This window comes from Haloferax sp. Atlit-4N (assembly GCF_003383025.1).
GTDB classification, from domain to species: Archaea; Halobacteriota; Halobacteria; order Halobacteriales; family Haloferacaceae; genus Haloferax; species Haloferax gibbonsii.
On sequence record NZ_PSYY01000003.1, the window covers coordinates 247290 to 273242 of the forward strand.

The 25953-nt window shown below is 69.2% G+C and carries 19 protein-coding genes; 18 read left to right on the forward strand and 1 reads right to left on the reverse strand.

All coding sequences use genetic code 11. The features are described from left to right. Nucleotide 1: 1 nt before the first annotated feature. Genes C5C07_RS16585 through C5C07_RS16605 form a run of 5 tightly spaced genes read left to right on the forward strand, consistent with a single transcriptional unit; the run spans nucleotide 2 to nucleotide 3783 of the window. A complete protein-coding gene (locus C5C07_RS16585) occupies nucleotides 2-256 on the forward strand; it encodes a ferredoxin (protein ID WP_115805592.1) in 255 nt (84 codons plus the stop codon). Then, nucleotides 253-924 (forward strand): cobalamin biosynthesis protein, encoded by a 672-nt coding sequence (locus C5C07_RS16590; RefSeq protein WP_115805593.1) that lies wholly within the window; start codon nucleotides 253-255, stop codon nucleotides 922-924. The genes C5C07_RS16585 and C5C07_RS16590 overlap by 4 nt, the downstream gene beginning before the upstream one ends. Further along, nucleotides 921-2141 (forward strand): CbiX/SirB N-terminal domain-containing protein, encoded by a 1221-nt coding sequence (locus C5C07_RS16595; protein WP_049968716.1) that lies wholly within the window; start codon nucleotides 921-923, stop codon nucleotides 2139-2141. The genes C5C07_RS16590 and C5C07_RS16595 overlap by 4 nt, the downstream gene beginning before the upstream one ends. A gap of 2 nt (nucleotides 2142-2143) precedes the next feature. Continuing rightward, a complete protein-coding gene (locus tag C5C07_RS16600) occupies nucleotides 2144-2521 on the forward strand; it encodes a DUF3209 family protein (protein ID WP_008097013.1) in 378 nt (125 codons plus the stop codon). Between the two features lie 5 nt (nucleotides 2522-2526). Beyond that, complete coding sequence (locus C5C07_RS16605) at nucleotides 2527-3783, forward strand: PQQ-binding-like beta-propeller repeat protein (protein ID WP_115805594.1); 1257 nt, start codon at nucleotides 2527-2529, stop codon at nucleotides 3781-3783. Nucleotides 3784-3819: 36 nt separating this feature from the next. Here C5C07_RS16605 and C5C07_RS16610 read toward each other — a convergent pair whose 3' ends face one another. Continuing rightward, nucleotides 3820-5943, reverse strand: a complete 2124-nt coding sequence (locus tag C5C07_RS16610) for a VWA domain-containing protein (RefSeq protein ID WP_115805595.1) — start codon at nucleotides 5941-5943, stop codon at nucleotides 3820-3822. A 44-nt stretch (nucleotides 5944-5987) separates the two neighbouring features. Here C5C07_RS16610 and cobN point away from each other — a divergent pair, with 44 nt between their 5' ends. The 13 genes from cobN (at nucleotide 5988) to C5C07_RS16675 (ending at nucleotide 25861) form a co-directional block, all read left to right on the forward strand. Next, a complete protein-coding gene (cobN, locus tag C5C07_RS16615; RefSeq protein ID WP_115805596.1) occupies nucleotides 5988-9848 on the forward strand; it encodes a cobaltochelatase subunit CobN in 3861 nt (1286 codons plus the stop codon). Further along, the gene (locus C5C07_RS16620) at nucleotides 9841-10521 is read left to right on the forward strand and encodes a precorrin-8X methylmutase (protein ID WP_008097016.1); all 681 of its coding nucleotides are present in this window, start codon (nucleotides 9841-9843) and stop codon (nucleotides 10519-10521) included. Before cobN ends, C5C07_RS16620 begins: the two co-directional genes overlap by 8 nt. Continuing rightward, nucleotides 10514-11329: a cobalt-precorrin-7 (C(5))-methyltransferase gene (locus C5C07_RS16625; protein ID WP_008097017.1), complete on the forward strand. Its 816-nt coding sequence runs from the start codon at nucleotides 10514-10516 to the stop codon at nucleotides 11327-11329. Before C5C07_RS16620 ends, C5C07_RS16625 begins: the two co-directional genes overlap by 8 nt. 74 nt (nucleotides 11330-11403) lie before the next feature. Continuing rightward, nucleotides 11404-12606 carry an ABC transporter substrate-binding protein gene (locus tag C5C07_RS16630; protein ID WP_008097018.1) on the forward strand — a complete coding sequence of 401 codons (1203 nt, stop codon included), beginning with the start codon at nucleotides 11404-11406 and terminating at the stop codon, nucleotides 12604-12606. A gap of 142 nt (nucleotides 12607-12748) precedes the next feature. Further along, nucleotides 12749-14533: an IucA/IucC family siderophore biosynthesis protein gene (locus C5C07_RS16635; RefSeq protein ID WP_115805597.1), complete on the forward strand. Its 1785-nt coding sequence runs from the start codon at nucleotides 12749-12751 to the stop codon at nucleotides 14531-14533. A gap of 253 nt (nucleotides 14534-14786) precedes the next feature. After that, nucleotides 14787-16217: a diaminobutyrate--2-oxoglutarate transaminase gene (locus C5C07_RS16640; protein WP_255563891.1), complete on the forward strand. Its 1431-nt coding sequence runs from the start codon at nucleotides 14787-14789 to the stop codon at nucleotides 16215-16217. Beyond that, a complete protein-coding gene (locus tag C5C07_RS16645) occupies nucleotides 16214-17767 on the forward strand; it encodes an aspartate aminotransferase family protein (protein WP_115805598.1) in 1554 nt (517 codons plus the stop codon). The genes C5C07_RS16640 and C5C07_RS16645 overlap by 4 nt, the downstream gene beginning before the upstream one ends. After that, nucleotides 17764-19545, forward strand: a complete 1782-nt coding sequence (locus C5C07_RS16650) for an IucA/IucC family siderophore biosynthesis protein (protein WP_049968724.1) — start codon at nucleotides 17764-17766, stop codon at nucleotides 19543-19545. Before C5C07_RS16645 ends, C5C07_RS16650 begins: the two co-directional genes overlap by 4 nt. Continuing rightward, nucleotides 19542-20243, forward strand: a complete 702-nt coding sequence (locus C5C07_RS16655; protein WP_049968725.1) for a GNAT family N-acetyltransferase — start codon at nucleotides 19542-19544, stop codon at nucleotides 20241-20243. The genes C5C07_RS16650 and C5C07_RS16655 overlap by 4 nt, the downstream gene beginning before the upstream one ends. Then, nucleotides 20240-21613: a lysine N(6)-hydroxylase/L-ornithine N(5)-oxygenase family protein gene (locus tag C5C07_RS16660; RefSeq protein ID WP_115805599.1), complete on the forward strand. Its 1374-nt coding sequence runs from the start codon at nucleotides 20240-20242 to the stop codon at nucleotides 21611-21613. The genes C5C07_RS16655 and C5C07_RS16660 overlap by 4 nt, the downstream gene beginning before the upstream one ends. Next, nucleotides 21610-23589 carry an IucA/IucC family siderophore biosynthesis protein gene (locus C5C07_RS16665; protein WP_115805600.1) on the forward strand — a complete coding sequence of 660 codons (1980 nt, stop codon included), beginning with the start codon at nucleotides 21610-21612 and terminating at the stop codon, nucleotides 23587-23589. The genes C5C07_RS16660 and C5C07_RS16665 overlap by 4 nt, the downstream gene beginning before the upstream one ends. After that, on the forward strand, nucleotides 23586-24434 hold the full coding sequence (locus C5C07_RS16670; RefSeq protein ID WP_115805601.1) for a polysaccharide deacetylase: 849 nt from the start codon (nucleotides 23586-23588) through the stop codon (nucleotides 24432-24434). Before C5C07_RS16665 ends, C5C07_RS16670 begins: the two co-directional genes overlap by 4 nt. Continuing rightward, the gene (locus C5C07_RS16675) at nucleotides 24434-25861 is read left to right on the forward strand and encodes an MATE family efflux transporter (RefSeq protein WP_115805602.1); all 1428 of its coding nucleotides are present in this window, start codon (nucleotides 24434-24436) and stop codon (nucleotides 25859-25861) included. The genes C5C07_RS16670 and C5C07_RS16675 overlap by 1 nt, the downstream gene beginning before the upstream one ends. Nucleotides 25862-25953 lie beyond the last annotated feature (92 nt).

Sequence of the window (25953 nt, forward strand, 5' to 3'; positions counted from 1 at the left end):
GATGTTCGAAATCGCAATCGACCGAGACGCCTGCGACGGCATCTTCGCCTGTCTCGCCCGCGACGGGCGGTTCGTCGAGGACGACGACGGGCTCGCCACGATCGACCCCGACGCGGCCGGCGTCGTGCGCGTCGAGCGCAGCGACGAACGCGTCATCGCCCTCCTCGAAGGCGACGCCGAGGCGGATGACGACGCGACACTCGCGGCGCGAGCCTGTCCGCCCGGCGCGATTTCGGTACGGGAGGTGGACGCGTGAGCGACGCCGGCGTCGACCCTGCGGACGACCTCCTGAAGAGCGCGCCCGAGACGGCCTACCTGTGGGGCCACGTCGCCGGCGGCGGCCGCGTCGAGCGGGGGCAGTTCACGGCGCTGACGAACGACGAGACCTGCGCGAACCGCCTCGCGGCCATCGCCGGCGGCGGCGACATCGACCGCCGAGAGACGGAGCGAGAATACGCGCACAACACCGCCGTCACCCGCGTCAAAGACGAGTACCACGTCATGGTCGAAGGCGACGTGGTCAGACGCGCGAGCGCCGCGTTCGGTCTCCCCGTCGGTGACGACGCCGGCGGCTACCGCTTCGATGTGTTCGAAGACCAGCGAAAACAGCTCCTTCGGGGGCTCCTCGAATCCTGCGGGACGGTCTGTTTCAAGTCCTCGGCGGGGACGGTCGGCATCTCGTTCGTCCACCACGACCGGGCGCTCCTCGACACCGTGGACCGACTGCTCGACGCCTGTCCGGTCGACGCGCCGACCGGCCCGATTCAGGAGACCTCGTCGGGCGGCTACTGGTTCGGTATCGACGACGACGCGGCCGCCGGCTTCGGCGAGTGGGTCTACGAGGGCAGCGACGAGACGAGCCTGTTCGCGCCGACGCGGCGCCGAAAGCTCGTCCGCAGTCTCGAAGAGGCCGAGAACGCATGAGCCTCGAACGGCCCGACCCAGCGCTCGACGACGACGCCGTCCTCCTCGTCGGCCACGGCTCGCGCCGCGAGGAGTCTAACGAGCAGGTGCGGACGCTCGCCGCGAAGTTGGAGTCGCGGCTGTCGGTTCCGGTCGACGCGGCGTACATCGAACTCGCCGAGCCCTCGATAGACGACGCAATCGAGACGATGGCACCGACCTGCCGGACGATGACCGTCGTCCCGCTCTCACTTTTCGCCGCGAGCCACGTCAAAAACGACGTGCCGCTGGCGGTCCAGCGGGCCCGCGCGACCCACGACGACACCGAGTTCCGGTTCGGGTCGCACCTCGGCATCCACCCCTCGCTCGTCGACCTGCTGGACGAGCGGGCGCGGGCGGTCGAGTCCGACCTCGGCGTCGACCGCGAGGACGACGACGTGGCGGTCGTGCTCTGCGCCCGCGGGTCGAGCGACCCCGACTCGAACGGTGACGTGCACAAACTGGCGCGCCTGCTGTACGAGGGCCGCGGGTTCACCCGCGTCGAATCGGCGTTCATCGGCGTCACCACGCCCCGGTTGGAGGAGACGCTTCACACCGTCGCCAAGGACCGCCCGGACGCGGTCGTCGTCCTCCCGTACATGCTCGGCGACGGCGTGCTGACGGGGCGAATCGTGGACACGGCCGAGACGTTCGACGAGGAGTACCCCTACGTCGACGCCGGCGCATCGGGACCGCTCGGCACGGACGACCGGGTGGTCGAGACGCTCGCCGACCGGTATCGAGAGGCCCGCTCGGGGAGCGTCGAGATGTCCTGCGACACCTGCAAGTACAAGGTCGAACTCGCCGGCTACGAGGACGATGAGGGCGGCGCTCGCGCGATGCTCCGCTCGCTCGTCCATCAGGCCGAACACGCCGACCGAAGCGACGTCGACGACGACCCGCACGTCCACGACGCCCCCGAGAAACACGTCGCGGTCTGCACGAACCAGACCTGCGCCGCCAGCGGCGCGGCGACCGTCCTCGAAGAGCTCAGACAGGGCGTGCGCGACGCCGATGACTGCGACGTGCACGTCTCTCGAAGCTCGTGTCTCGGCCAGTGCGGCGACGGCCCGATCGTCGCCGTCTACCCCGACAGCGTCTGGTACGGCGGCGTGACGCCCGACGACACCGACCGCATCGTCTCGTCCCACCTCGAACGGGACCGCATCGTCTCGAACCTCGTCCACCAATCACTCTAATCATGGCCTGCGCAGAACTCGAAGCGCTCCGACTCGCGCTGTTAAACATCACCGGAACGACCGACGAACACGCGAAGCGACACGCGGAAGCCGAACTCGAGGACTACCTCGACGACGCCGGCCCGATTCAGGCGCTCGCGAACGCGACTACCCTCGACGAGGCCCAGCGGCATCTCGACGCCGCGCTCGTCGACCTCGAAGAAGAGGCGACGCGAATCGACGACGACGACCCGCAATCGGGCTACCTCCGGGGACGGCTCGTCGCCGTCCGCGACGCAGAGCGGTCGCTTCGCCGCATCCGCGAGGGAGCCGATGCGTTCCTCGACGACCTCGGAGAGGCGCACCACACGCTCCACGACGCCTTTCCCGTCGAGGACTGAGCCCGATGGCACCGTCCCCACTCACGGCCTGCCGCGACCTCGGGGAAGTCGAGCCCGCGAGCAGTCGCCACAACTGGGCGCGCTCCGCGGTCGAAGCGACCGACGACGCCGTCTTCGTCGGGACCGCGGACGGCCGCGTTATGGCGCTGGAGACTACTGCCGACGCGGCCAGTGCCTCCGACGCCGCGCCCGACGCCGGCGAGCGCTGGCGGACGCGCGGCGAGCACTCCGTGGTGTCGATGGCCGGGAGCGACGAGCTGCTCGTCGTCGGCGAGCGCGGCGGCGACGGGCTGGTTCGCGTCCTCGACGCCGAGACGGGCGTCACCCGCTGGACGTACGCGACGGCTGACGACGTGGGCACGGCGACGAAAGACTCGCTGTTCTTCCGACCGTACGTCGTCGACCTCGCGGTGACGGGCGACAGGGTCGTCGTCGCCGCCCGGCGCTACGAACGGGACGGCGAGGACAGGGTCTGGCGGAGCGTCGTCCTCGGGTTCGACCGAGGCGGGCGACTCGCGTGGCGCAGACACGTCCACGCGTCGCCCATCGCGGTCGCTGCCGAGGGGGACCGCGTCGCCGTCGCGTACAACCGCTGTCCGAACCCCGAACAGGACGGCCTCATTCTCCTCGACGCACACTCCGGGGCGCGGGTCGCGTCGTGGGACCCCGACACCGACGGGGACCGACGCGTCGGCGACGTGGCCTTCGCGGGCGACGCGCTGGCCGTCGCCAGCCACGGCGACAAACGCGGCTACCTCATCGATTTCGACGGGGAGACGCGGTGGCGACTCGACCTCGCGACCGAGCGCCGCGTCGGCGACGAGACCGTCTACGCCTACCCGAACCACGTCTGCGTCGCCGACGGAACCGCCGTCTTCGTCACGGGGAACACGTTCGCCGAGTCGACCCGCGACCCGGACGCGCGACACCCCGACGAACACACCGCGGTCGGCGTCTCAGTCGCCGGAGGCGACCGTCTGTGGACCCGCGACACCGGCGGATTCGCACGGGCGGCCGCCGCCACCGACTCGCGGGTGTTCGTGCCGTCCGCCCAGCACTTCCGAGAGCGGGAGGCAGAGCGCCACGGCGTCCACGTTTTCGCCCCCGACGCGGGACACGTCGAAACGGAGGGACTCCCCGGAATCCCGACCGCCGTCGCCGCGGGCGGGGGCGTCCTCGCGGTGGTCGAAGAGCCGGTCGAGTACCACGACGAGGGCGTCACTCGCGGGGCGTATCGACTCCACACGCGACCGATTCGATAGGAACACACCATGCCAAAAGAGACGACCGAGTCCCCGCTACTGCCCGTCCGCGGAGCGCGCGGCCTCGGCGACCCGCTCGGCCGACAGGTCGGACAGCGGGATGCGCCGCGCGCCCGTCTCGGAGACGAGGATGTCGGTCACTCCGATACCGCCGTCGCCGGCATCGACGACGACGACCGAGGCGTCGGCGGTGGCGAGGTTCCGCGCCGCCGACCGGGTCTGTCCGGTGGGACTGCCGTCCGCGACGTTGGCCCGGCCGTCAGTGACGACGACGACGAGCGCGCCGGCGGCGTCCGAGCGGTCGATGACCCGACGGGCGGCGTCCAGCCCGGACGGAAGCGGCGTCCTGTCGCCCGTGGGGAGTTCCTTCAGGTGCCGCGCCGCCAGCGTGACGCTGTCGGTGGGCGGGAGCAACACCTCGGCGTCGTCGCCGGCGACCGCGACGAACGAGACCTCGTCGCGCTGTTCGTAGGCGTCTTCGAGGAGCGACAGCACGGTGCCTTTCGCCCGCCGCATCGCGGCGCGCATCGACGCGCTCGCGTCCACGACGAACACGACGAGCGTCGCGGCCGACCCGCGGGCGACCGCGGTTCTGAGGTCAGACCGGGTGACGCGGGACCGACCGGCCGAGGCGGCGGCCCGGACCGACGCCGGCACGTCGATGTCGTCGGTCTCGGTCGCCGGTTCGGTCCGCACCCGCGAGCCTCGCCCCTGCCGCGACTCCCGAACTGCGGCGCGGCTCCCGTCGCCCGGCGTCTCCGCGTCGAGGGCCGCGTCCTCGACCGGCGGCCGCTCGACGTCGCCGATGGCGGCCCGGCTCTGCCCGGGGAGAAGCGGCGTTGCTTCGTCGGGGTCGTCGTCTGCGGAGTCGTCGGTATCGCCGTCTCCGGAAGTCCCGTCTTCCGAATCGCCGTCTTCGGGTCCGCTCTCGTCGGCTCCGCCGACCGCTCCACCTCGGTCGTCGCCGCCGGCATCGTCCCCGTCATCGCCGTCCCCAGCATCGGAATCGGAACCCTCTCTCGCGGCGTCGGAACCGGCTTCCTCGCCACCGTCGTCGTTGCGGCCGTCGCCTCCACCGTCGCCACCGGCACCTTCGCTCCCGTCACCGCCACCGTCCTGCTCTCCGTCGCCGTCGTCCCGGCCGTCCGCCTCGTCGAAGTGGTCGTCGAGCACGTCGTCGACGTCCGGGTCGTCGTCGAACGGGCGGCTCTGGAGTCGGTGCGGGAGCGCGAGCGCGGCCGCTTCGCGCACGTCGCCTTCGAGCACCTTCGTCCGGCCGTCGAGCGCCGCGAGGGTACGGGCCGCGCGGGCGATGGCGATGTCGGCGCGGTGGCCCTCGACGCCGGCGTCGACGCAGAGTTCGGCGATGTCGCGCTTGAACTCGACCGGGAGCGCGACCGAGTCGAGGCGGTCCGTCGCCTCGCGGAGCGCGGTTTCGAGCGCCGCGGTCCCCTCGCGGTGGGCGTCGGCGACCGTCTCCGGGTCGTCGCCGCCCGCCAGCGCCCGGTCGATAATCTCCACGCGGTCGTCGACGTCGCGGCTGCCGACGACGGTCGCCTGGAGGGCGAAGCGGTCCCGGAGCTGAGGTCGGAGGTCGCCCTCCTCGGGGTTCATCGTCCCGACGAGGGTGAACTCGGCGGGGTGTTCGACGCTCACCCCGTCGCGCTCGACACGGTTGACGCCGCTCGCGGCCGCGTCCAAAAGCAGGTCGACGAGGTGGTCGTCGAGGAGGTTCACCTCGTCCACGTAGAGGATACCGCGGTTCGCGCGGGCCAAGAGCCCGGGGTCGAACGACGCCTCGCCGTCGAGCGCGTCGGCGACGGAGAGCGTGCCCGCGACCCGGTCGCGAGTCGCGCCGAGTGGGAGCGTCACGAGCGGGACCGACCGGCGCTCGACCGCGGGGTCGTCGCGGCCGCGACACGAATCGCACTGGCGGGCCGGGTCGTCCGGGTCCGGCGGACAGCCGTACGGACAGCCAGCGACGACTTCCTGTTCGGGCAGGAGGTCGGCGAGGGCGCGGACCGCGGTCGACTTCGCGGTTCCCTTCTCGCCGCGAACGAGGAGTCCGTCGAGGTCGTCGTTGGCCCCGACGGCCAACAACGCCCGTTTCAGTTCGTCTTGCCCGACGATAGCCGAAAACGGCAGCGTCTGAGTCGTCATCGAATACGAAATCGTACTTGCAGTAAGACAATAACACTTTATCAATGACACCGACAATCGGACTGTACACAGCGACGGAAAACGAGTTGGGCGCGGTCCAGCGGGCCGCGCGCCGACTCGACGGAATCGACCTCGTCGTCCGCTCCGCGAGCGATTTGGACGACGTGACCGACGCGGACGCCTTCGTCGACGAGTTGGAGTCGACGACGGCGGCCGTCTTCTGGCTCCACGGAGCCGAAGACAGCATGCCCGGCTACGACCACGCGGTCGAACGACTCGAAGCGGCGGGCGTGCCGCTCGTCGTCGAGGCCACCGGCGACGCCTTCGCGCGGCAGGACACGACCGTCGCCGACGCCGACCGCGAGCGCGTCTGCGAATATCTCGACCGCGGCGGCGCGGTGAACGTCGAGAACCTCTGTCGGTTCCTCGCCGCCGAGTACGCCGGCGTCGAGACCGAAGTCGACGACCCGGTCGAACTCCCGACTGAGGGCGTCTACCACCCGGACTACCCCGGCGTCGAGTACGACGAACTGCTCGATACTCACGACCCCGACAAGCCGACCATCGGCGTCTGGTTCTACGAGTCCCACTGGACGCACGCGAACACTCGGTACGTGGACGCGCTCGTGGAGCGACTCGAATCGCTCGGCGCGAACGTCCTGCCCGCGTTCTGCAACCCCGCGACCGACGAGGAGGGACAGGAGAACGCCGAGTGGGTCGCGCGGAACTGGTTTTCAGACGACGACGGCCCCGTCGTGGACGCGGTCGTCAGCTCCTTCATGTTCTCGCTGTCGATGAGCGAGCGCGGCCGCGACGCCGACGACGAGGGCGCGGACGCAGAGGACGTGTTCCTCACCGAACTCGGCGTTCCCGTCTTACAGGCCATCACGACCATGCGCTCCCGAAGCCGGTACGAGTCGAGCGACACGGGCGTGATGGGCTTCGAACTCGCGCTGTCGGTCGCGCTCCCCGAGTTCGACGGCAACGTCATCACCCACCCGATAAGCGGGAAAGAGCGGATGGAAGACGAGGCGGGCGTCGGGAGCGCGCCGAAACAGCACTTCCCCATCGAGGACCGCGTCGACCACGTCGCCCGGCTCGCGGTCAACTGGGCGCGGCTCCGCCACCTCCCGAACGACGAGAAGCGCGTCGCGGTCGTCCTGCACAACTACCCGCCGAGCGACGACGGCATCGGGACGGCCTTCGGGATGGACAGCCCCGCGAGCACGGTCAACCTCCTGTCCGAACTCCGGAGTCGGGGCTACGCCGTCGGCGACCTCCCCGCGGACGGGCAAGCGCTCATCGACGACCTCACCTCGCAGTTGACGCTGGACGACCGCTGGGTCGCGCCCGAAGACGTGCGGGACCTGAGCGTCGACGTGGTCTCACCCGACCAGTACGTCGACTGGTTCGCCGACGCCGACGACCGCTTCCGCGACAACGTCGTCGACGAGTGGGGCGAACCGCCGGAGCGACCCTTTGCGATTCCGGGCGTCGAGTTCGAGAACGTCCTCGTGACCGTCCAGCCCCCGCGCGGGTTCGGGATGGACCCCTCGAAGGTGTACCACGATTCGGACCTCCAGCCGCCGCACGACTACGTGGCGTTCTACGCGTGGCTCCGCGAGGCGTTCGAGGCCGACGCCGTGGTCCACCTCGGCACCCACGGCAGTCTCGAATGGCTCCCCGGCAAGACCGTCGGGCTGAACGGCGAGAGCGCCCCGGACCAACTGGTCTCGGCCCTTCCGAACGTCTACCCGTACATCATCAACAACCCCGGCGAGGGGACGCAGGCCAAGCGCCGGTCGTACGCGGCCATCGTGGACTACCTCACGCCGGTTATGCGCACCGCGGGAACGTACGACGACCTCGCGGACCTCGAAGAACTCGCCCGCGAGTACCGCGAGGCGGGCATGGACGAGGCCCGCCCAGAGCGCGGTGACCAACTCCGCGAACTCCTCCTCGACGCGGTTGACGACCTCGACCTCGCGGTCGAACTCGGGTTCGAAGACGCCGACGCGGTCGGTGACGCAATCGGTGACGCGGATGCCGACGTCGGTCCCGAAGCCGTCGATTTCGACGAACTCGTCGAGCGCGTCCACGAGTACCTGACCGACGTGAAGACGACGCAGATTCGGATGGGCCTCCACACGATGGGCGAACCGCCCGAGAGCGACCGCCTCGTGGAGTACCTCGTCGCGCTCACGCGCCTCCCGAACGCCGACACGCCGAGCCTCCGCGAGAGCGTCGCGGGCGTCATGGGCGTCGATTACGACCGAATGCGAGACGAACCGGGGACGTACGACGACGACCTCGGGATGTACCTCTCGGAGGCCGCAGACCGCGTCTACGACCAGTGCGTCGAACTGGTGTCGGCCCTCGCCGAACGCGACTTCGACGTGCCCGAGTCGGAGGTCGACGCCGGCCCCGACGACGAGGTGAACATGAACCTGCTCGTCGTCGATATCGACCAACTCGGCGACGCGCGAGCCAAGCGCGGCGCGCACGACGACCTCCGCGAAGTGCTGGCGTTCATCTGCGACGAGGCGGCCCCGCGGGTCGCGGCCGCGGAAGCCGAGATTCCGCAGACCGCCGACGCGCTGGCCGGCGAGTACGTCCGCCCCGGCGGCTCCGGCGCGCCGACCCGCGGCGGGGTGGACCTGCTGCCGACCGGGCGGAACTTCTACACGCTCGACCCGCGGAAAGTCCCGGCCAAGCCGGCGTGGAGCGTCGGCGAGCGGGTCGCCGAGGGCGTCCTCGACCGCCACTACGGCGACCACGGCGAGTACCCCGAGGAGTTCGGGGTCGTCGCGTGGGGGACGCCGACGGTCAGAACCCGCGGCGAGACCATCGCGCAGGTGCTCGCGTTCATGGGCGTCGAACCGGTGTGGACCGACGCGGGCCGCGTCGACGGCGTGGAGCCGATTCCGCTGGACGAACTCGACCGCCCGCGAATCGACGTGACCACCCGCGTCTCGGGGCTGTTCCGCGACGCGTTCCCGCAGGCCGCGAGCGTCGTCAACGACGCCGTCGACGCGGTCGTCGAACTCGACGAACCCCACGAGATGAACTACGTGAAAAAGCACGTCGAGGAAGACGCCGCCGAGTTCGAGGCTGATGGCGTCGCCGCCGACGAGGCCGAGAAACTGGCCAAACACCGCGTGTTCACGACGACGCCCGGCGGCTACGGCGCGGGGACGAACAAGGCCGTCGACGAGGGCGAGTGGGACGACCGGAGCGACCTCGCGGACGTGTTCGTCCAGTGGGGCGGCTACGCCCTCGGGAGTCGCGGCAGCGTGACCGAGGCCCACGACGCCTTCGAGCGCCGCTTGAGCGGGGTCGAAGCCACGGTGAAAATCGAGGACACCGCCGAGCAGGACGAGTTCGACTCCTCCGACTGGTACGCCTTCCACGGCGGGTTCGTCTCGGCTGTCGGCGAGATTTCCGGGAGTGACCCGGCCTCGTACGTCGGGGACTCCAGCGACCCCGACAACGTCAGCGTCTACACGAACGAGGAGAAGGTCCGCAAGGCGATGCGGGCGCGCGTCCTCAACCCCGACTGGCTCGACAGCATGGAGGAACACGGCTACAAGGGCGCGGGCGACCTCTCGACCACGGTCGACGTGGCGCTCGGCTGGGACGCGACGACGGGCGTCGTCAGCGACACCCTCTGGGAAAGTCTCGCCGACGCCTACGCCTTCGACGAGGACCGACAGGAGTGGCTGCGCGACGTGAACCCGTGGGCGCTCGAAAGCATCACCGCAACGTTCCTCGAAGCCATCGACCGCGACCTGTGGGATGCCGACGACGACGTGAGAGAGCGGTTGCAGGACATCAACCTCTCCGTGGAGGGCGACCTCGAAGCGAACACGACGAACGCCATGGCCGGAACCCAATCAGATGACTGAACGAGACGCCTACGCCGACCTCGGCGCGACGACGCGGGACGCGATGGACATCGCGGAGACGAGCATGGACATCGTCCGGACGTTCGTCCCCGACGAGACGCTGAACGACCGACTGCGACAGAAGGCGGTCCACTCGACCGGCGACATCGAGTTCCAGCACCTCCTTCGCTGTCAGAACGGCCCGGTCGTCGCGGGCGCGAGGGCCGTCCTCGACGAGCGACCCATCGTGACCGACATCACGATGGCGAAGGCCGGCGTCACGGGCCGCGGCCACGACTGCCCGGTGCGGAAGGCAATCGGCAACGGCGCCGAACTCGCCGCCGAGACGGGCATGACTCGGACCGCGGCCGCGGTGCTCGAACTCGACAAGCAGGGCGTCTACGACGGCGCAATCGCGGTCGTCGGCAACGCGCCGACCGCCGCGTTGGCGCTCTGCGACTGCATCGAAAACGGGACCCGACCGGCGGCCGTCGTCGCGACGCCCGTCGGCTTCGTCAAGGCCGAAGCGAGCCGGAAGCGCGTCCGCGAAATCGCCGACGAGTACGGCGTTCCGGCGGTGACGAACGTCGGGAAACGCGGCGGGAGCGGCCTCGCGGCCGCGCTCACGAACGAGTTGATTCACGTCGCGAGCGACGTTCGCAACGGCGACGTCGACCTCGAAGACCATGAGTGAGGACGACCCGTACGACCTCGATTCGGGGGCGGACCCGGCGACGTTCGCCGCGGCCGCGCCCGAACCGAGCGTCGGCGAAATTGGTGGAGGCAGCGAGGACGCCGAGGACGCCGCCGCGCCGGTCTACGCGGTCGGAATCGGCCCCGGCAACTCGGAGTATCTGACGCCTCGCGGGCGGCGAGCGATTCGGGAGGCCGACGTGGTCGTCGGCTTCGAGACGGTCGTCGACTTCGTCGCCGACGAGACCGACGCCGACCTGCTCACCTGCGGCTACGCCGACGAAGCAGAGGCGCTGTCCGAGTTCGGGAGGCGCGTCGCGGCCGGCGAGCGCGGGACGGCGGTCCTCATGGGCGACGCGAACCACTCGGGCTACCAGTTCCTCGGGAAGGTCCAGCGGGCCGTCGAGCCACCGGTCAGGGTGATTCCGGGCATCTCGTCGCTCCAGATAGCCGCGAGTCGCGCCCGGACGCCGATGGAGGACACGCGGTTCGTCACGCTCCACAAGAGCGGGTCGCTCGACGCCGACCTCGACCGACTGGCCGAGGCGGTGGGCGAACGCCACCTGCTCGTCTTGCCGCGGCCGTTCGACTGGATGCCGGGCGACATCGCGGAGTTCCTCCTCGATTCGGGCGCGGACGAATCGCTGGACGCCCTCGTGCTCGAACGCCTGACCCACGACGACGAGCGAATCACCCGAACGACGCTCGGCGACCTGCGCGACTCGGCCGGCGGGAGCGGCCCCGACTCGACGCCGTACTCGGACCTCACGGTCCTCGCCGTCAGGGCCCCCGTCGACGCGACGGACTGAGCCGTCCCACACGGGGGAGTTAGGCTCGCCTAAATTTCGAAGACGTTTTAAGCATTTAGGGAAGCCTAAAATACATGGCAAACGACGGACACAGCGGTCGAGAATCGACGCGGCGCGAGTACCTGCAGTACGGCGGCGCGGTCGTCGCGGGCGGTCTGCTCGCCGGCTGTACCGGTGGCGGCGGGTCGGAGACGACGACGACGGAGTCCGAGACGACCACGGCGACGGCGACCGAGACGGCGACAGAGACGGAGACGGAAACCGAGACGACGACCGAGGCGTCGGAATCCTACTCGGTGTCGATAGAACCGGTCGGCGAGGTCACGTTCGACTCGGTCCCGGAGACGTGGGTCGCGAACAACGGCAGTTGGGCCGACATGGGCGTCGCGCTCGGCCTCGACGCGCCGATGGGCGTCTGGCTCCCCGGCCGGTACCACACGCAGTACTACGACGAGATTCCGGACGTGAGCGTCGACAAGTCGTCCATCCGTCAGCTGTGGGGCGACAGCGGCGTCGGCAAAGAGCAGTTCTACGACATGAACGCGGACGTGCACATCGCCGACCCGAACTTCCTCCTGAACCGCGGCCAGTGGAGCGAGGGCGATATCGAGGAGATTAGCACCCAAGTCGGTCCGTTCTTCGGCAACAGCATCTTCTCGCGCGGCTACGCGTGGCACGAGGACTACCGCTACTACAGCCTCTACGAGGCGTTCGAGAAGCTCGCGCAGGTGTTCCAGCGCGAGGACCGCTTCGAGGCGTTCGAACAGGTCCACGAGGAGTTCCAGGCGAACCTCGCGCCGGTCGTCCCCGCGCAGGGCGAACGACCCTCGGCCGCCGTCGTCTGGGGCGGCGGCGACGAGCCCGAGGAGTTCTACCCCTACATCATCGACGAGGGGACGAGCTTCAAGCACCTCAACGACCTGAAGGTCAACGACGCGCTCGCGACGACCGACGTGAAGGACTTCTACAGCAACCGCGGCGCAGTCGACTTCGAGACGCTCCTGGAGGTCGACCCCGAAGTGCTTCTCCTGCGCGGACAGGAGGCCAAGACCCGCGAGGAGTTCCAGAACACGGTCATCTCGTTCATGGAGAGCCACGAAGTCGCGAGCGAACTCACCGCGGTCAAGAACGACGACGTCTACCGCGCCGGCGCGCTCTACCAGGGCCCTATCACGAACCTCGTCGTGACTGACCGCCTCGCGCAGACGCTGTACGACGCCGACGAGCGCCTGTTCGACGCCCAGCGCGTCAGCGACATCGTCAACGGCGACCTGTAGTTCGGTCCCGCTTCGCGGCCCCGCTTTTCCCGTTTCGCTCCGCCGTCGAGCGGCGCATTCCGCCAGAATTCTTATATGTTTTTAGGCTAGCCTAAAACACATGGCGACAAGCCGAGATGTCGGGCGGACACCGGATGCCGACGTGGCCCCGGACGACCGCGCCGCGTCAGCGACGTTGCACAGTTTCCTCAACTGCTACCTCCACGAAATCGGCGGTCACGAGGTCGTCAACGCGGCCGAAACGCCGCTTGTGACCGACTGTAAACGAGGAGTTCGACTCCCGCTTCCGGAGCAGGGAATCGAGGTGTTCGTGCCGCTTTCGTACTATTCCGCCGGGGACCGACACCTGTTCGGCGGCCCCGGCGTCTCCGTCCTCCCGGACGGCCGGGCCGTCGACCTCGACTACCTCCGACTTGCGCGATTGCTCCTCGAAGAGCTGTCGCTCGCCCGCGACGCGCCGGGTGCGGTGGACGAACTGCTCCTCCGGGTCGTCGAGAGCTGTCGGAACACCGCCCGGGCGGTCGAGGCCCGCCGCGGCGACGAGGAGCGACTCTACGGCTTCGAGACGACGTTCCGCGACGCCGAGCAGTCGCTCGTCTTCGGCCACCACAGACACCCGACGCCCAAGAGCAGGCAGGGCATCGCGCCGCACGACGAACCGCGGTTCGCCCCGGAGCTACGCGGGTCGTTCCGGCTCCACTACTTCCGGGTCGCGGCCGACCTCCTCGACCACGACTCGACGCTCGACCGGAGCGCCCCGGCGTGGATAGCCGACGCGCTCCGGGCGGACGAGTCGGTGCCCGAGTCGTTCGTCGCCGAACACCTCGACGGCGACACCGACGACGGACTCGTCCCGGTCCATCCGTGGCAGGCCGACTACCTCCTCGCACAGCCGGCGGTTCGAGTGCGCCTCGGCGACGGTATCGAGTCGCTCGGCGAGGTCGGCAGGGAGTTCTACCCGACCTCCTCGGTTCGGACGCTGTACTCGCCGGACGCACCGTTCATGGTCAAAGGCTCGCTGAACGTCAAAATCACCAACTCCGCGCGGGTCAACAAGCGGCACGAACTGGTCCGCGGCGTCGCCGTCAGCGAGCTGCTCGACGCCGGCCTCCGCGACGTTATCGACGCCGAGTTCCCCGAGTTCGATCTCATCGACGACCCGGCCTACGTCACCGTCGACCTCGGCGACGGCGAGTCCGGCTTCGAGACCGTCCTCCGCGAGAACCCCTTCCGCGGCGACGCGGCGACGAACGCGACGCCCGTAGTGGCGCTCTGTCAGAACCCCATCGGCGGCGGTCGCTCCCGACTCGGGACGATTGTCGAGACGCTCGCAGAACGCGAGGGGCGGTCGGCGGGCGCGGTCGCCGAGTCGTGGTTTCGGCGGTACCTCTCGGTCGGGGTCCGGCCGGTGCTGTGGCTCTACCTCCGGTACGGCTTCGGCGTCGAGGCCCACCAGCAGAACAGCGTCGTCCTGTTGGAAGACGGCTATCCGACCGCGTTCCGCTACCGCGACAATCAGGGCTACTACTTCCCCGAGTCGCGGTACAACCGACTCGACGACTTCCTCCCCGGCGTCGGCGAGCGCACGGACACCGTCTGCAGCGACGACATCGCGGACCAGCGCATGATATACTGGACGGTTCTCAACAACGCGCTCGGCGTCGTCAGCGCGCTCGGGCGGAGCGGGCTGGTCGACGAGCGGCGACTGCTCGCGGTGCTCCGCGAGGAACTCGAATCGCTCCGCGAGGTCGACGCACCGGGGTCGTCGCTCCTCGACCAGTTGCTCGCCGAGCCGACGCTGACCCGCCAGTCGAACCTCCTGACGCGGTTCCACGACATCGACGAACTGGACGACTCCCTCGACGACGCGCCGCTTTTCGTCGAGGTCGACAACCCGCTGGTGACGGCGTTCGACGGGGAGCGCTGAGCTAACGCGGCGGCGACGCGAGCGGCCGACGCGAGCCCGAGCGGCCGACGCGAGCCCGAGCGTCCGACGCGAGCCCGAGCGTCCGACTCGACCCGACGCGGCCGGCGTGCGGACAGGGAAAACCGCCGAAAGCGGGGGAAGGCGGGTCGTCGCGGACGCTCCGCGGCGACCGCGTAGCGGCCGCGCTGTCCCGTTATTATTCAGACAGGGCGTTCCTGCAGTAAACTTTTTGTATTTTTAGGCTAGCCTAAAACTGTATGCTCGACAGCGACAGACCGACGACGAACCGACGGAGGACAGCCCGATGACCGACGCAACGGCCGGCAACGAGGCGTTGCTCGAACAGCAGGCCGCCCGCGAGTCGAGCGCGCGGACCTACCCCCGGCACCTCCCGCACGCGATACGGGAGGCCTCGGGCGTCACCGTCACCGACATGGACGGCGAGGAGTACTACGACTGCCTCGCGGGGGCCGGCACGCTCGCCCTCGGGCACAACCACCCGAAGGTGATCGAATCGATGGAGCGCGTCCTCGCAGAGGACCGCCCGCTCCACACCCTCGACATCACGACGCCCGTCAAGGAGCGGTTCGTCGACACGCTGTTCGACAGCCTCCCCGACGAGTTCGCCGACAACGCGCGGGTGCAGTTCTGTAGCCCCGCCGGGACCGACGCCGTCGAGGCCGCGCTCAAACTCGTCAAGACCGCGACGGGCAACCGGAGCGTCCTCGGGTTTCAGGGCGGCTACCACGGCATGACCAACGGCGCGCTGAGCCTGATGGGCGACACCGACCCGAAGGAGGACGTGCCGGGACTGATGCCCGACGTACACCACCTGCCGTATCCGTACGAGTATCGGTGTCCGTTCGGCGTCGGCGGCGAGGAGTGTCACGAACTCGCCGCCCGGTACGTCGAACGCACCCTCGACGACCCCGAAAGCGGCATCACGGACCCCGCCGGGATGGTGGTCGAACTCGTGCAGGGCGAGGGCGGCGCGATTCCCGCGCCCGACGACTGGACCCGCGAGATTCGGCGGATGACCCGCGAGCGCGACATCCCGCTCGTCGTGGACGAAATTCAGACCGGCCTCGGCCGGACCGGCGAGCTGTACGCCTTCCAGCACGCCGATATCGTCCCCGACGCGGTCACGCTCTCGAAGGCCATCGGCGGGTCGCTCCCGCTTTCGGTCGTCGTCTACGACGAGTCGCTCGACGTCTGGGAGCCGGGCGCGCACGCCGGGACCTTCCGGGGGAACCAACTCGCGATGGCCGCCGGCATCGCCACCATCGAACACGTGCTCGAACACGACCTCGACGACCACGCCGCGCGCATGGGCGACCGACTCCGCGGCCACCTCGACGCGACGAAGCGCGCTCACGACGCCGTCGGCGACGTGCGCGGTCGCGGGCTGATGCTCGGGGTCGAACTCGTCGACCCCGCGGGAGCGCCCGACGCCTGCGGGCGCTTCCCGACGCATCCGGACCTCGCCGACGCCGTCCGCGCGGCGTGTTTCGACCGCGGACTCATCGTCGAACTCGGCGGCCGCCACGGAAGCGTCGTCCGGTTCCTCCCGCCGCTCGTCGTCACGCCGAGCGACGTGGACGCCATCGGGAGCATCTTCGCGGACGCCGTCGAGGCCGCGGTCGAGGAAGTCGGCTCCGACGGCCGGCGGGAGGTCGCCGCATGAACGGCGTCGGCGGCGTCGACGGCGTCGGCGAGCGGCGCGACCCGCGACCGGACGCCGCGAAGTGGTTCCTGAGCGGCGACGGCGACGACCGAGCGCGCTACCGGGACGCGATTCGCCGGGCGTGCGACCTCGTCCTCGACGAGTTCGCCGACGAGGCGACGCCGTACTCGGGGGCGACGCCCGAGAAGCTCGACGACGCGCTCGCCCGGTTGGAGATGTTGCCCCACGAGGGCGACGGCGTGGCCGCGGCGCTCGACCGCACCGAGCCGATTCTGCGAAACTCCGTCGGCGTCTCGGACCCGACCTGCGTCGCGCACCTCCAGTGTCCGCCGACGATTCCGGCGCTCGCGGCCGAGGTGCTCCTGACGGCGACGAACCAGTCGATGGACTCGTGGGACCAGAGCCCCGCCGCGACGCAGCTCGAACGGCGGTTCGTCGACGAGCTGTGCGAGCTGTTCGGCTACGAGGACGGCGACGGCGTGTTCACCAGCGGCGGCACGCAGTCGAACTTCGTCGGCCTACTCCTCGCCCGCAACAAGGTCATTTTGGAGGAGTACGGCGTCGACGTGCAACAGGCCGGCCTCCCGCCGGAAGCGAGGGACCTCCGAATCCTCTGTTCGGCCGACGCCCACTTCACCGCCAAGCAGGCCGCCTCGCACCTCGGTCTCGGCGAGAACGCCGTCGTCACCGTCCCGACCGACGACGACCGCCGCCTGTCGATGGAAGCGTTCGACGAGGCGGTCGCTGACCTCCGCGAGCGCGGAAAGCGCCCGTTCGCAATCGTCGCGACCGCCGGGACGACGGACTTCGGCAGCATCGACCCGCTGGGGCCGCTGGCCGACCGCGCGGCCGAACTCGACTGCTGGTACCACGTCGACGCCGCGTGGGGCGGTGCGCTCGCACTGAGCGACGACCACGCCGACAAACTCGCGGGCGTCGAGGCCGCGGACTCCGTCGCGGTCGACTTCCACAAGCTGTTCTACCAGCCGATTAGCTGCGGCGCGGTCCTCGTGCGCGACGAGTCGGCGTACGACCTCATCGACCGCAACGCGGCCTACCTGAACCCGGAGCGCGACGACGACGCGGGCGTGCCGAATCTCGTCTCGAAGTCCGTCCAGACGACCCGGCGGTTCGACGCGCTCAAACCCTTCGTCACGATGCAGGCGCTCGGCCGCGAGGGGCTGGCGTCGATGGTCGAGTACACCATCGACCTCGCCGACGACGCCGCGAGGCTCGTCGAGGCCGACCCCGACCTCCGCCTCGTCCACGACTCCGAACTGAACGTCGTCGTCTTCCGGTACGTCCCCGGCGACGGACGGGACGATGACCCCGACAGACGCAGCGCCGACGAGGTGAACGAAGCTATCCGCGACTCCCTTCTCGACGACGGCGAGGCCGTGGTGGCCCGGACCACCGTCGACGGCGAGACGTGCTTGAAGCTGACGCTCCTGAACCCTCGAACGACGCGCGAGGACCTCCGAGAACTCCTGCGCGAGATTTCGACCCGCGGCACCGCACTCGAAACGACGACCGACGACCGACACGCATGAATCCGAACGACACGGCCGAGTCAGCGACGATGCACAGCTTCCTGAACTGCTACCTCCGGGAGACGGGCGACTACACCGTCGTCCCCGCCGGGGACGCACCGGTCGAGACGGACGCCGACGAAGTCGTCCACGCGCCGCTGTTCCACCAGGGCGTCGACCTCTACGTCCCGCTTTCGTACCGGTCGCCGACGGACCGCCACCTGTTCGACCTCCCCGGCGTCTACCGGCTTCCCCGGGGCGAAACGCTCCCGCTCGAGTACACGATGCTCGTGACGCTCGTCACGACCGAACTCAGACTCGACCGCGACGACACCGGCGCGGCCGACGAACTCCTCTTGCGAGTTGTCAAGAGTTGTCAGAACATCGAGCGGTTCGTCGAGGCCCGCCGCGGCGACGAGGAGCGACTCTACGGCTTCGACACCACCTTCCGCGACGCCGAGCAGTCGCTCGTGTTCGGCCACCCGCTACACCCGACGCCGAAGAGCAGACAGGGCATCCCCGACCACGAGTCGCGGACCTACGCGCCCGAACTCCGCGGGTCGTTCCCGCTGGCGTACTTCAGCGCCGACCCCTCGCTCGTCTCGCAGGACTCCGCGCGCGGCGAGTCGGCAGCCGAGTGGGTCGCGTCGGCGCTCCGAGCGGACGAGTCGGTCCCCGAGTCGTTCGTCGCCGAACGCGTCGACGCCGACGAGGTGCTGATTCCCGTCCACCCGTGGCAGGCGGACTACCTCCGCGCGCAACCCGAAGTGCAGGCGCACCTCGGGGACGGCCTCGAATACGTCGGCCAGGTCGGCAGAGAGTTCTACCCGACCTCCTCGGTTCGGACGCTGTACTCGCCGGACGCGCCGTTCATGGTCAAAGGCTCGCTGAACGTCAAAATCACCAACTCCGAGCGGACGAACAAACTCCCCGAACTGGAGCGCGGCGTCGCCGTCACCGAACTGCTGGACACCGAACTCGGCGACGACCTCGAAGAGCGGTTCCCGGCGTTCGACGTCGTCCGCGACCCGGCGTACCTGACGGTCGACCTCGGCGACGGCGAGTCCGGCTTCGAGACCGTCCTCCGCGAGAACCCCTTCCGCGGCAACGCGGCGGCGAACGCGACGCCCGTGGTCGGCCTCTGTCAGGACCACCTCGGCGACGGGTCGTCGCGGCTGGCGACGCTCGTCGAGGGAATCGCCGAGCACGAGGGCAGACCGACCGATGCGGTGGCTGAAGACTGGTTCCGCCAGTACCTCGAACTGTCGGTTCGGCCGGTACTGTGGCTCTATCTCGAACGCGGACTGGGCGTCGAAGCCCACCAGCAGAACAGCGTCCTGACGCTCGACGGCGGCTATCCCGAGACGTTCCGCTACCGCGACAATCAGGGCTACTACCTCCCCGAGTCGACGTACGACGAGGTGGACGCGCTCCTGCCCGGCATCGGCGAGCGCGCCGACACCGTCTGCCCGGACGCCGTCGCCGACGAGCGCATCCGGTACTACGTCATCATCAACAACGCCCTCGGCCTCGTCAACGCCTTCGGCACGGCCGGACTGGTCGACGAGCGACGCCTCTTGGGCGTCCTCCGCGAGGAACTCGAATCGCTCCGCCGGTACGACCGGCCGTCGTCGTCGCTGCTCGACGACCTCCTCACCAGGGAGACGATTCCCTGCAAGGCGAACCTACTCACGCGGTTCCACGACATGGACGAACTGGAGGGCTCGCTGGCGAACCAGTCGGTGTACGCGGACATCGACAACCCGCTGGTCACGGAACTGGAGGTGCCGACGCCATGACCGGCTCGAACGCCGACTCGGCGACCGCGACCGTGGCGGCGCGAGCGGGCGCGGGCCGCGAGTACGCGTATCGGGTTCGAAACGAGCGTATCGACCGGACCGTCGCGTTCGCCGAGGTCGACCCGACTCTCGATTTCGACCGGCTCCGCGCGTGGTTCGGCTCCGACCACGTCAAGCCGTACTGGCAACTCGACCTGCCGGAGGCGGCGTTTCGGGCGAAGCTCGATTCGAAGCTCGGCGACGACCACCTCACGCCCTACGTCGGCCTGTTGGACCACACGCCGATGAGCTACTGGGAGGCGTACCGCGCGGCCGACGACGTGGTCGGCGAGCGCTACGACGCGGAGCCCGAAGACCGCGGCGTCCACCTACTCATCGGGCCGCCGGAGTACCTCGGACACGGCTACGCGGTTCCCCTCCTGCGGGCGATTACCGCGTTTCAGTTCCGCGCGACCGACGCGGGTCGCGTCGTCAGCGAACCGGACGTTCGCAACGAAATCGCCATCCGCGTCTTCGAGCGGTGCGGCTACGAGCCGCAGGGGCGCATCGACCTCCCCGACAAGGAGGCGCTGTTGATGCACTGCGAGCGCGAGCGGTTCTTCGACGCGGTGGCGGAACCCGCGGACGCGAACACAGACGGGGACACCGATAGGTGTGTCGACGTCGCGGCCGACGCGGAGACGGAGGTGGGGCGATGAGCGACACCCCCGTCCACGACGTGGTCGGCGTCGGCCTCGGGCCGTTCAACCTCGGGCTGGCCGCCATGCTCGACGGCGCGCCCGACGACGTGGACGCGGTGTTCCTCGAACAGGACGCCGAGTTCGCGTGGCACGAGGGGATGCTCATCGAGGGGACGACCCTCGAAGTGCCGTTCCTCGCGGACCTCGTGACGCTGGCCGACCCGACGAACCCCCACAGCTACCTCAACTACCTGCGGGAGACCGGCCGCATCTACGAGTTCTACTTCTACGAGACGTTCCAGATTCCCCGGCGGGAGTACGACGACTACCTGCGCTGGGTCAGCCGGCGACTCGACGCCTGCCGGTTCGAACGCCGCGTGACGAACGTCGAGTGGGTCGAAGACGGCTACTTCGAGGTGACCGCCCGCCACCCCGAAAGCGGTGCGGAGCACCGCTACCGGGCCGAGGACGTGGTGTTCGGCGTCGGAAGCCGGCCGCACGTCCCCGATAATCTGGGGGGACACCCCGAGCGTGACGTGTTCCACACCGCGGCGTACCGGAGCCGAAAAGAGCGGTGTCTCGACGCCGACTCGATAACCGTCGTCGGGTCGGGCCAGAGCGCCGCGGAGGTGTTCTTGGACCTCTTGGAGGCGCAGGCCGACGCGGACTACCGACTCGACTGGCTCACGCGCTCGGAGGGGTTCTTCCCGATGGAGTACTCGAAGCTCGGACTCCAGCACTTCACGCCGGAGTACACGTCGTACTTCAACGACCTCCCGCAGGAGACCCGCGACGAGGTGTACCCCGAACAGGACCTGCTGTACAAGGGCATCGACGTGAACACCAGCGCGGAGATATACGACGCGCTCTACCGTCGCTCCATCGGCGACCGCGACCCCGACGTGGGACTGTTCGCCATGACCTCGGTGGAGGGCATCGAGCGGGTGTCCGGTCCCGACGGGCCGCGCTACCGCCTCGATTGCGAGCAGTGGCAGTCCGGGACGCCGTTCGCCCACGAGAGCGAGGTCGTCGTCCTCGGGACTGGTTACCACCGGCCGACGCCGAGTTTCCTCTCGTCGCTCGAATCGCGCATCGAGTGGGACGACGAGGGTCGCTACCGAGTCACCGACGACTACCGACTGCGCCTCGACGACGACGTGACGGGGCGCATCTTCGTCCAGAACGCGGAACGCCACACCCACGGCGTCGGCGCGCCCGACCTCGGCCTCGGCTGTTATCGCAACGCGCACATCGTGAACCGACTCTGCGACCGAACGGTCTACCCCGAAGACGAGGACACCGTGTTTCAGGACTTCGCCGTCGAGCGGTTCCTCGAAACGACCGGCGGCGCGACCGCGGCGGCATCGACGGCGGAGGAAGACGAATGAACGGACCGGAACTGCGGACGAACGGACGGACAGGACGCACAGGACAGATAGACGGACTGGAGACGCTCCAGACTGCGCTCGACGCGGACCGGTGGGCGGACGTGAGCCGCGACCTGCTCACGAAGCTGTTCGAGGAGTTCCTGTACGAGGAGCTGCTCGACCCCGAAGCACGCGGCACCGACGGCGAGTGGACCCGGTACCGGCTCGACTACGACGGCGTCGTCTACCGGTTCGCGGCCCAATCGCGGCCGTTCGACAGTTATCGGGTCGACCCCGACAGCATCGAGCGACGGGACGGAGACGTCGGCGGCGAGGTGGAGAGCGAAGACGCCGACGAGAACCCGAACGGAAACGGAGACGGAGAGGGCTGGCGGCCCGCGACCGACCCCGTCCAGTTCCTCCTCGACGCGCGGGGGTCGCTCGGCGTGGCCCCCGAGACGGCGAGTCACCTCGTCCGGGAGTACAACAACACGCTGGTCGCCGACGCCCACATCGACGCCCGCAAGGCCGATGCCGACGAGAGCCTACTGGACATGCCGTACGCCGCGGTCGAAGGCGAGATGGAGGGTCATCCGTGGTTCACCATCAACAAGGGTCGTATCGGCTTCGGCTACGACGACTACCGGGCGTACGCCCCCGAGCGCAAGACGCCGCAGTCGCTCGTCTGGGTCGCTGCACACCGCGACCGCGCCGACTTTCGGAGCGTCGAGGGCTTGCGGTACGAATCGCTGATGGCCCAGCAACTCGGCGAGGCCGCGGCGGAGTTCGACGCGACGCTCCGGGCCGGCGGTCACGACCCCGACGACTACTACTACCTCCCGGTCCACGAGTGGCAGTGGAAAAACACCGTCGCGCAGCTGTTCGCCAAGGACATCGCGGCCGGCGACATCGTCCCGCTGGGGACCGGTCCCGACAGCTACCTCCCGCAGCAGTCGGTGCGGACGTTGACGAACCTCACGGACCCAGAAAAGCCGCACGTCAAGGTCCCGATTCGCGTGCTGAACACCATCGTCTATCGGGGACTGCCCGGCGAGCAGGCGCGCGCCGCGCCCCGGGTCACGGAGTACGTGCAGTCGATTCGCGACGACGACCCGTTCCTCCGCGACGACTGCGAGTTGGTGCTGCCGGGCGAGATTGCGAGTCTCAACTACGACCACCCCGAGTTCTCGCAACTGGACGACGCGCCGTACCAGTACCACGAACTGCTCGGGGCGGTGTGGCGCGAGAGCGTCGAAGCCCTCGTCGACGACGACGAGCAGGTGCTCACGCTCTCGGCGCTCATGCACGAGGACGCCGACGGCACGCCCGTCGTCTCCACGCTCGCCGAGCGGGCCGGCTGTTCCATCGACGAGTGGCTAGCCGACTGCTTCGACGTGCTGCTGCCACCGCTGTTGCACTACCTCTACCGCTACGGGATGGTGTTCATGCCCCACGGGACGAACACGATGCTCGTCCTTCGGGACGGCCGGCCGACCCGGCTGGCGGTGAAGGACTACGTGGACGAAATCGCGGTCAGCGAGACGCGACTGCCGGAACTCGACAGACTCCCCGACGACCTGTACGAACACGACGACATCGTCCACCGGAAGTCGCCGGACGGGATGTGCCAGCACATCGTCGGCACGCTGTTCGTCTGCGTCCTGCGCTACGTGGCCGACCGACTAGAGCGCCGCGAGGGCTACGACGAGACACGCCTGTGGCGGCAGGTCCGCGCGAGCATCGAGCGGTACCACGAGCGGTTCCCGGAACTGGAAGACCGCTTCGAGCTGTTCGACCTGTTCAAACCGGAGTACGACAAGCTCTGTCTGAACCGGAATCGGCTTGTGGAGTACGGTTACGACGACGACCACGCGCCGCCGGCGGTGACGGCCCACGGGACCGTCTCGAACGCGCTTTTCGACCTCGAACCGGCGACGCGGGCGGGAATCGAGGACGGAGACCGGGTCCCGGAGAGCGACGCGAGAGGCGACCGATGAGCGACGAACTGTTCGCGCGCGTCGATTCGAACCACAAGCCGGACCCGTGGGGCGAGTACTGCGCCGCGGCGACGTTCACGTTCGACCTCGACGCCAACGAACTGTGGCGCGCGGCCGCCGCGCTCGACCCGGAGTTCGCCCGGTTGGACTACCGCGGCGACTACGGGCCGGAAGTCGGCGTGCCGCGGCTCGTCGAACTGTTCGAAAAGTACGACGTGAACTGCACGTTCTTCGTCCCCGGCAAGGTCGCAGAAGAGTGGCCCGAGGCGGTGAAGCTCCTCCACGAACACGGCCACGAAATCGCCCACCACGGCTACACGCACGTCTCGCCCCGCGAGATGTCCGCCGAGCGCGAGGCGACCGAGTTCCGGCGGACCATCGAGGTGGTCGAAGACCTCACCGGCGAGCCCCCGGTCGGCTACCGGACCGTCGGCGGGATGCGCGACCAGACGCTCGACCTCGTCGAGGACGCCGGGATGCTGTACGACGCCTCGTGGCAGGACACGGATATGCCGTACCTCCGCGAGGACCGCGACCTCGTGGAGATTCCCAACGACTACCTGTTGGACGACTTCGTCTACTGGGGGTTCAACATGGGTCCGACGTTCGAGTTTCAGTCGGGTATCTCGCCGCACGGTCCCGTCTTCGACACGTGGGAAGCCGAGTTCGACGGCATTCGCGAGCGCGGTCGGCTGTTCGTCTTGACGATGCATCCGCAGATTGTGGGCCGAGCGAGCCGCGTCGACGCGCTCGAGTCCCTGCTCCAGCGGATGCTCTCGACCGGCGACACGTGGGTGACGACCTGCGCGGAACTCGCGCGCTACTGGCGCGACCGATACGACTGATGGGTCGCGTGACGAAGCTCCGAGCGCGCCTCGACGGCCTGTTCGTCGGACCGTCCGAACTCGAGTTGACCGAGGGAGGCATCGCGAGGCCGCTTTGCTACCTCGCGTTCCCCATCGTCGTCACGAACCTGCTCCAGACGGCGTACAACGTCGCGGACACGCTCTGGCTGGGGCGCTACAGCACCGAGGCGCTGGCGGCCATCTCGTTCGCGTTCCCGCTGGTGTTCCTGTTCCTCTCGCTGGGACTGGGACTCTCTATCGCCGGGAGCGTTCTCGTCGCCCAACACACCGGCGCGGGCGAATCGCTCGACGCGGAACGGGCGGCGGCGCAGACGCTCACGTACGCGGCCATCGCGGCCGTCGGCGTCGGCGCTGTCGCCTACGTCGCGGTCGACGACGTGCTCGCGTTCATGGGCGCGTCACCCGCAGTCCTCCCGCTCGCGACCGCCTACATGCGCATCGTCTCGCTGGGGATGGTGTTCGTGTTCGCGTTCTACGCGTTCATCTCGCTCATGCGGGGCCGCGGCGACACCGTCACGCCCATGCTCGTCATGGCGGGGTCGGTCGCGCTCAACGTCGTCCTCGACCCGATTCTCATCTTCGGCTGGTGGGGCGCGCCGGAACTCGGCATCCGCGGGGCGGCGATAGCGACGGTGTGCTGTCGCGGGCTGGCGGCCGTCGTCGGCGTCGGCATCCTCCTCGACGGACGACGCGGGCTTCGGCTCCGACCGGGACAGTTCGTCCCGAACGCCGCGGCCGCGAGGCGGCTGTTCCGACTCGGCCTGCCGACCGCCCTCGAAGAGACCGGACGGGCGGTCTCAATCAACCTCCTCTTGGCCGTCGTCGGGCTGTTTTCGACCGGCGTGGTCGCCGGCTACGGGGTCGGGACGCGCATCTTCTCGGTCGTCATCCTCCCGACGGTCGCGTTCGCGAGCGCGGTCGAGACGATGACGGGACAGAACCTCGGCGCGGGAGCGACCGACCGCGCGACGGCGACTAACCGCTTCGCCGCGGCGTTCCTGTTCGGCGCCATGAGCGCCTGCGGCGTCGTCGTCTGGGTCGCCGCCCGTCCGCTCGTCGGCCTGTTCGCGGCCGACGCGACCGTCGTCGACGCCGGCGTTTCCTTCCTCCGAACGATTGCCCCCTCGTTCGGATTCGTCGGACTGATGCGGGTGTTCACCGGCGGGCTTCGCGGGGCGGGGCGGACGATAGCAGCGTCGCTCATCGTTATCCTCGCCCTCGGCGTCGTGCGAATTCCGGCTGCGCTGTGGGGGGCGAGCGCCCTCGGTCCCGGCGGCATCTGGGTCGCGTTCGCCGCCTCGAACGTCGTCGGCGGCGGCGTCGCGTCGCTGTGGTTCTACCGGACCGCCCGGCGGCGCTCGCTCGCTCGAAGCGGTGTGAGGGGGGCCGTGACCGGCGACGACTGACGCCCGCGGGGCGGCCGAGGACTCATCGACGAAATCACAGATTGAATATATTTTGGGGCGAGATATCTGACACGTTTACGCAGTAGGGGTAG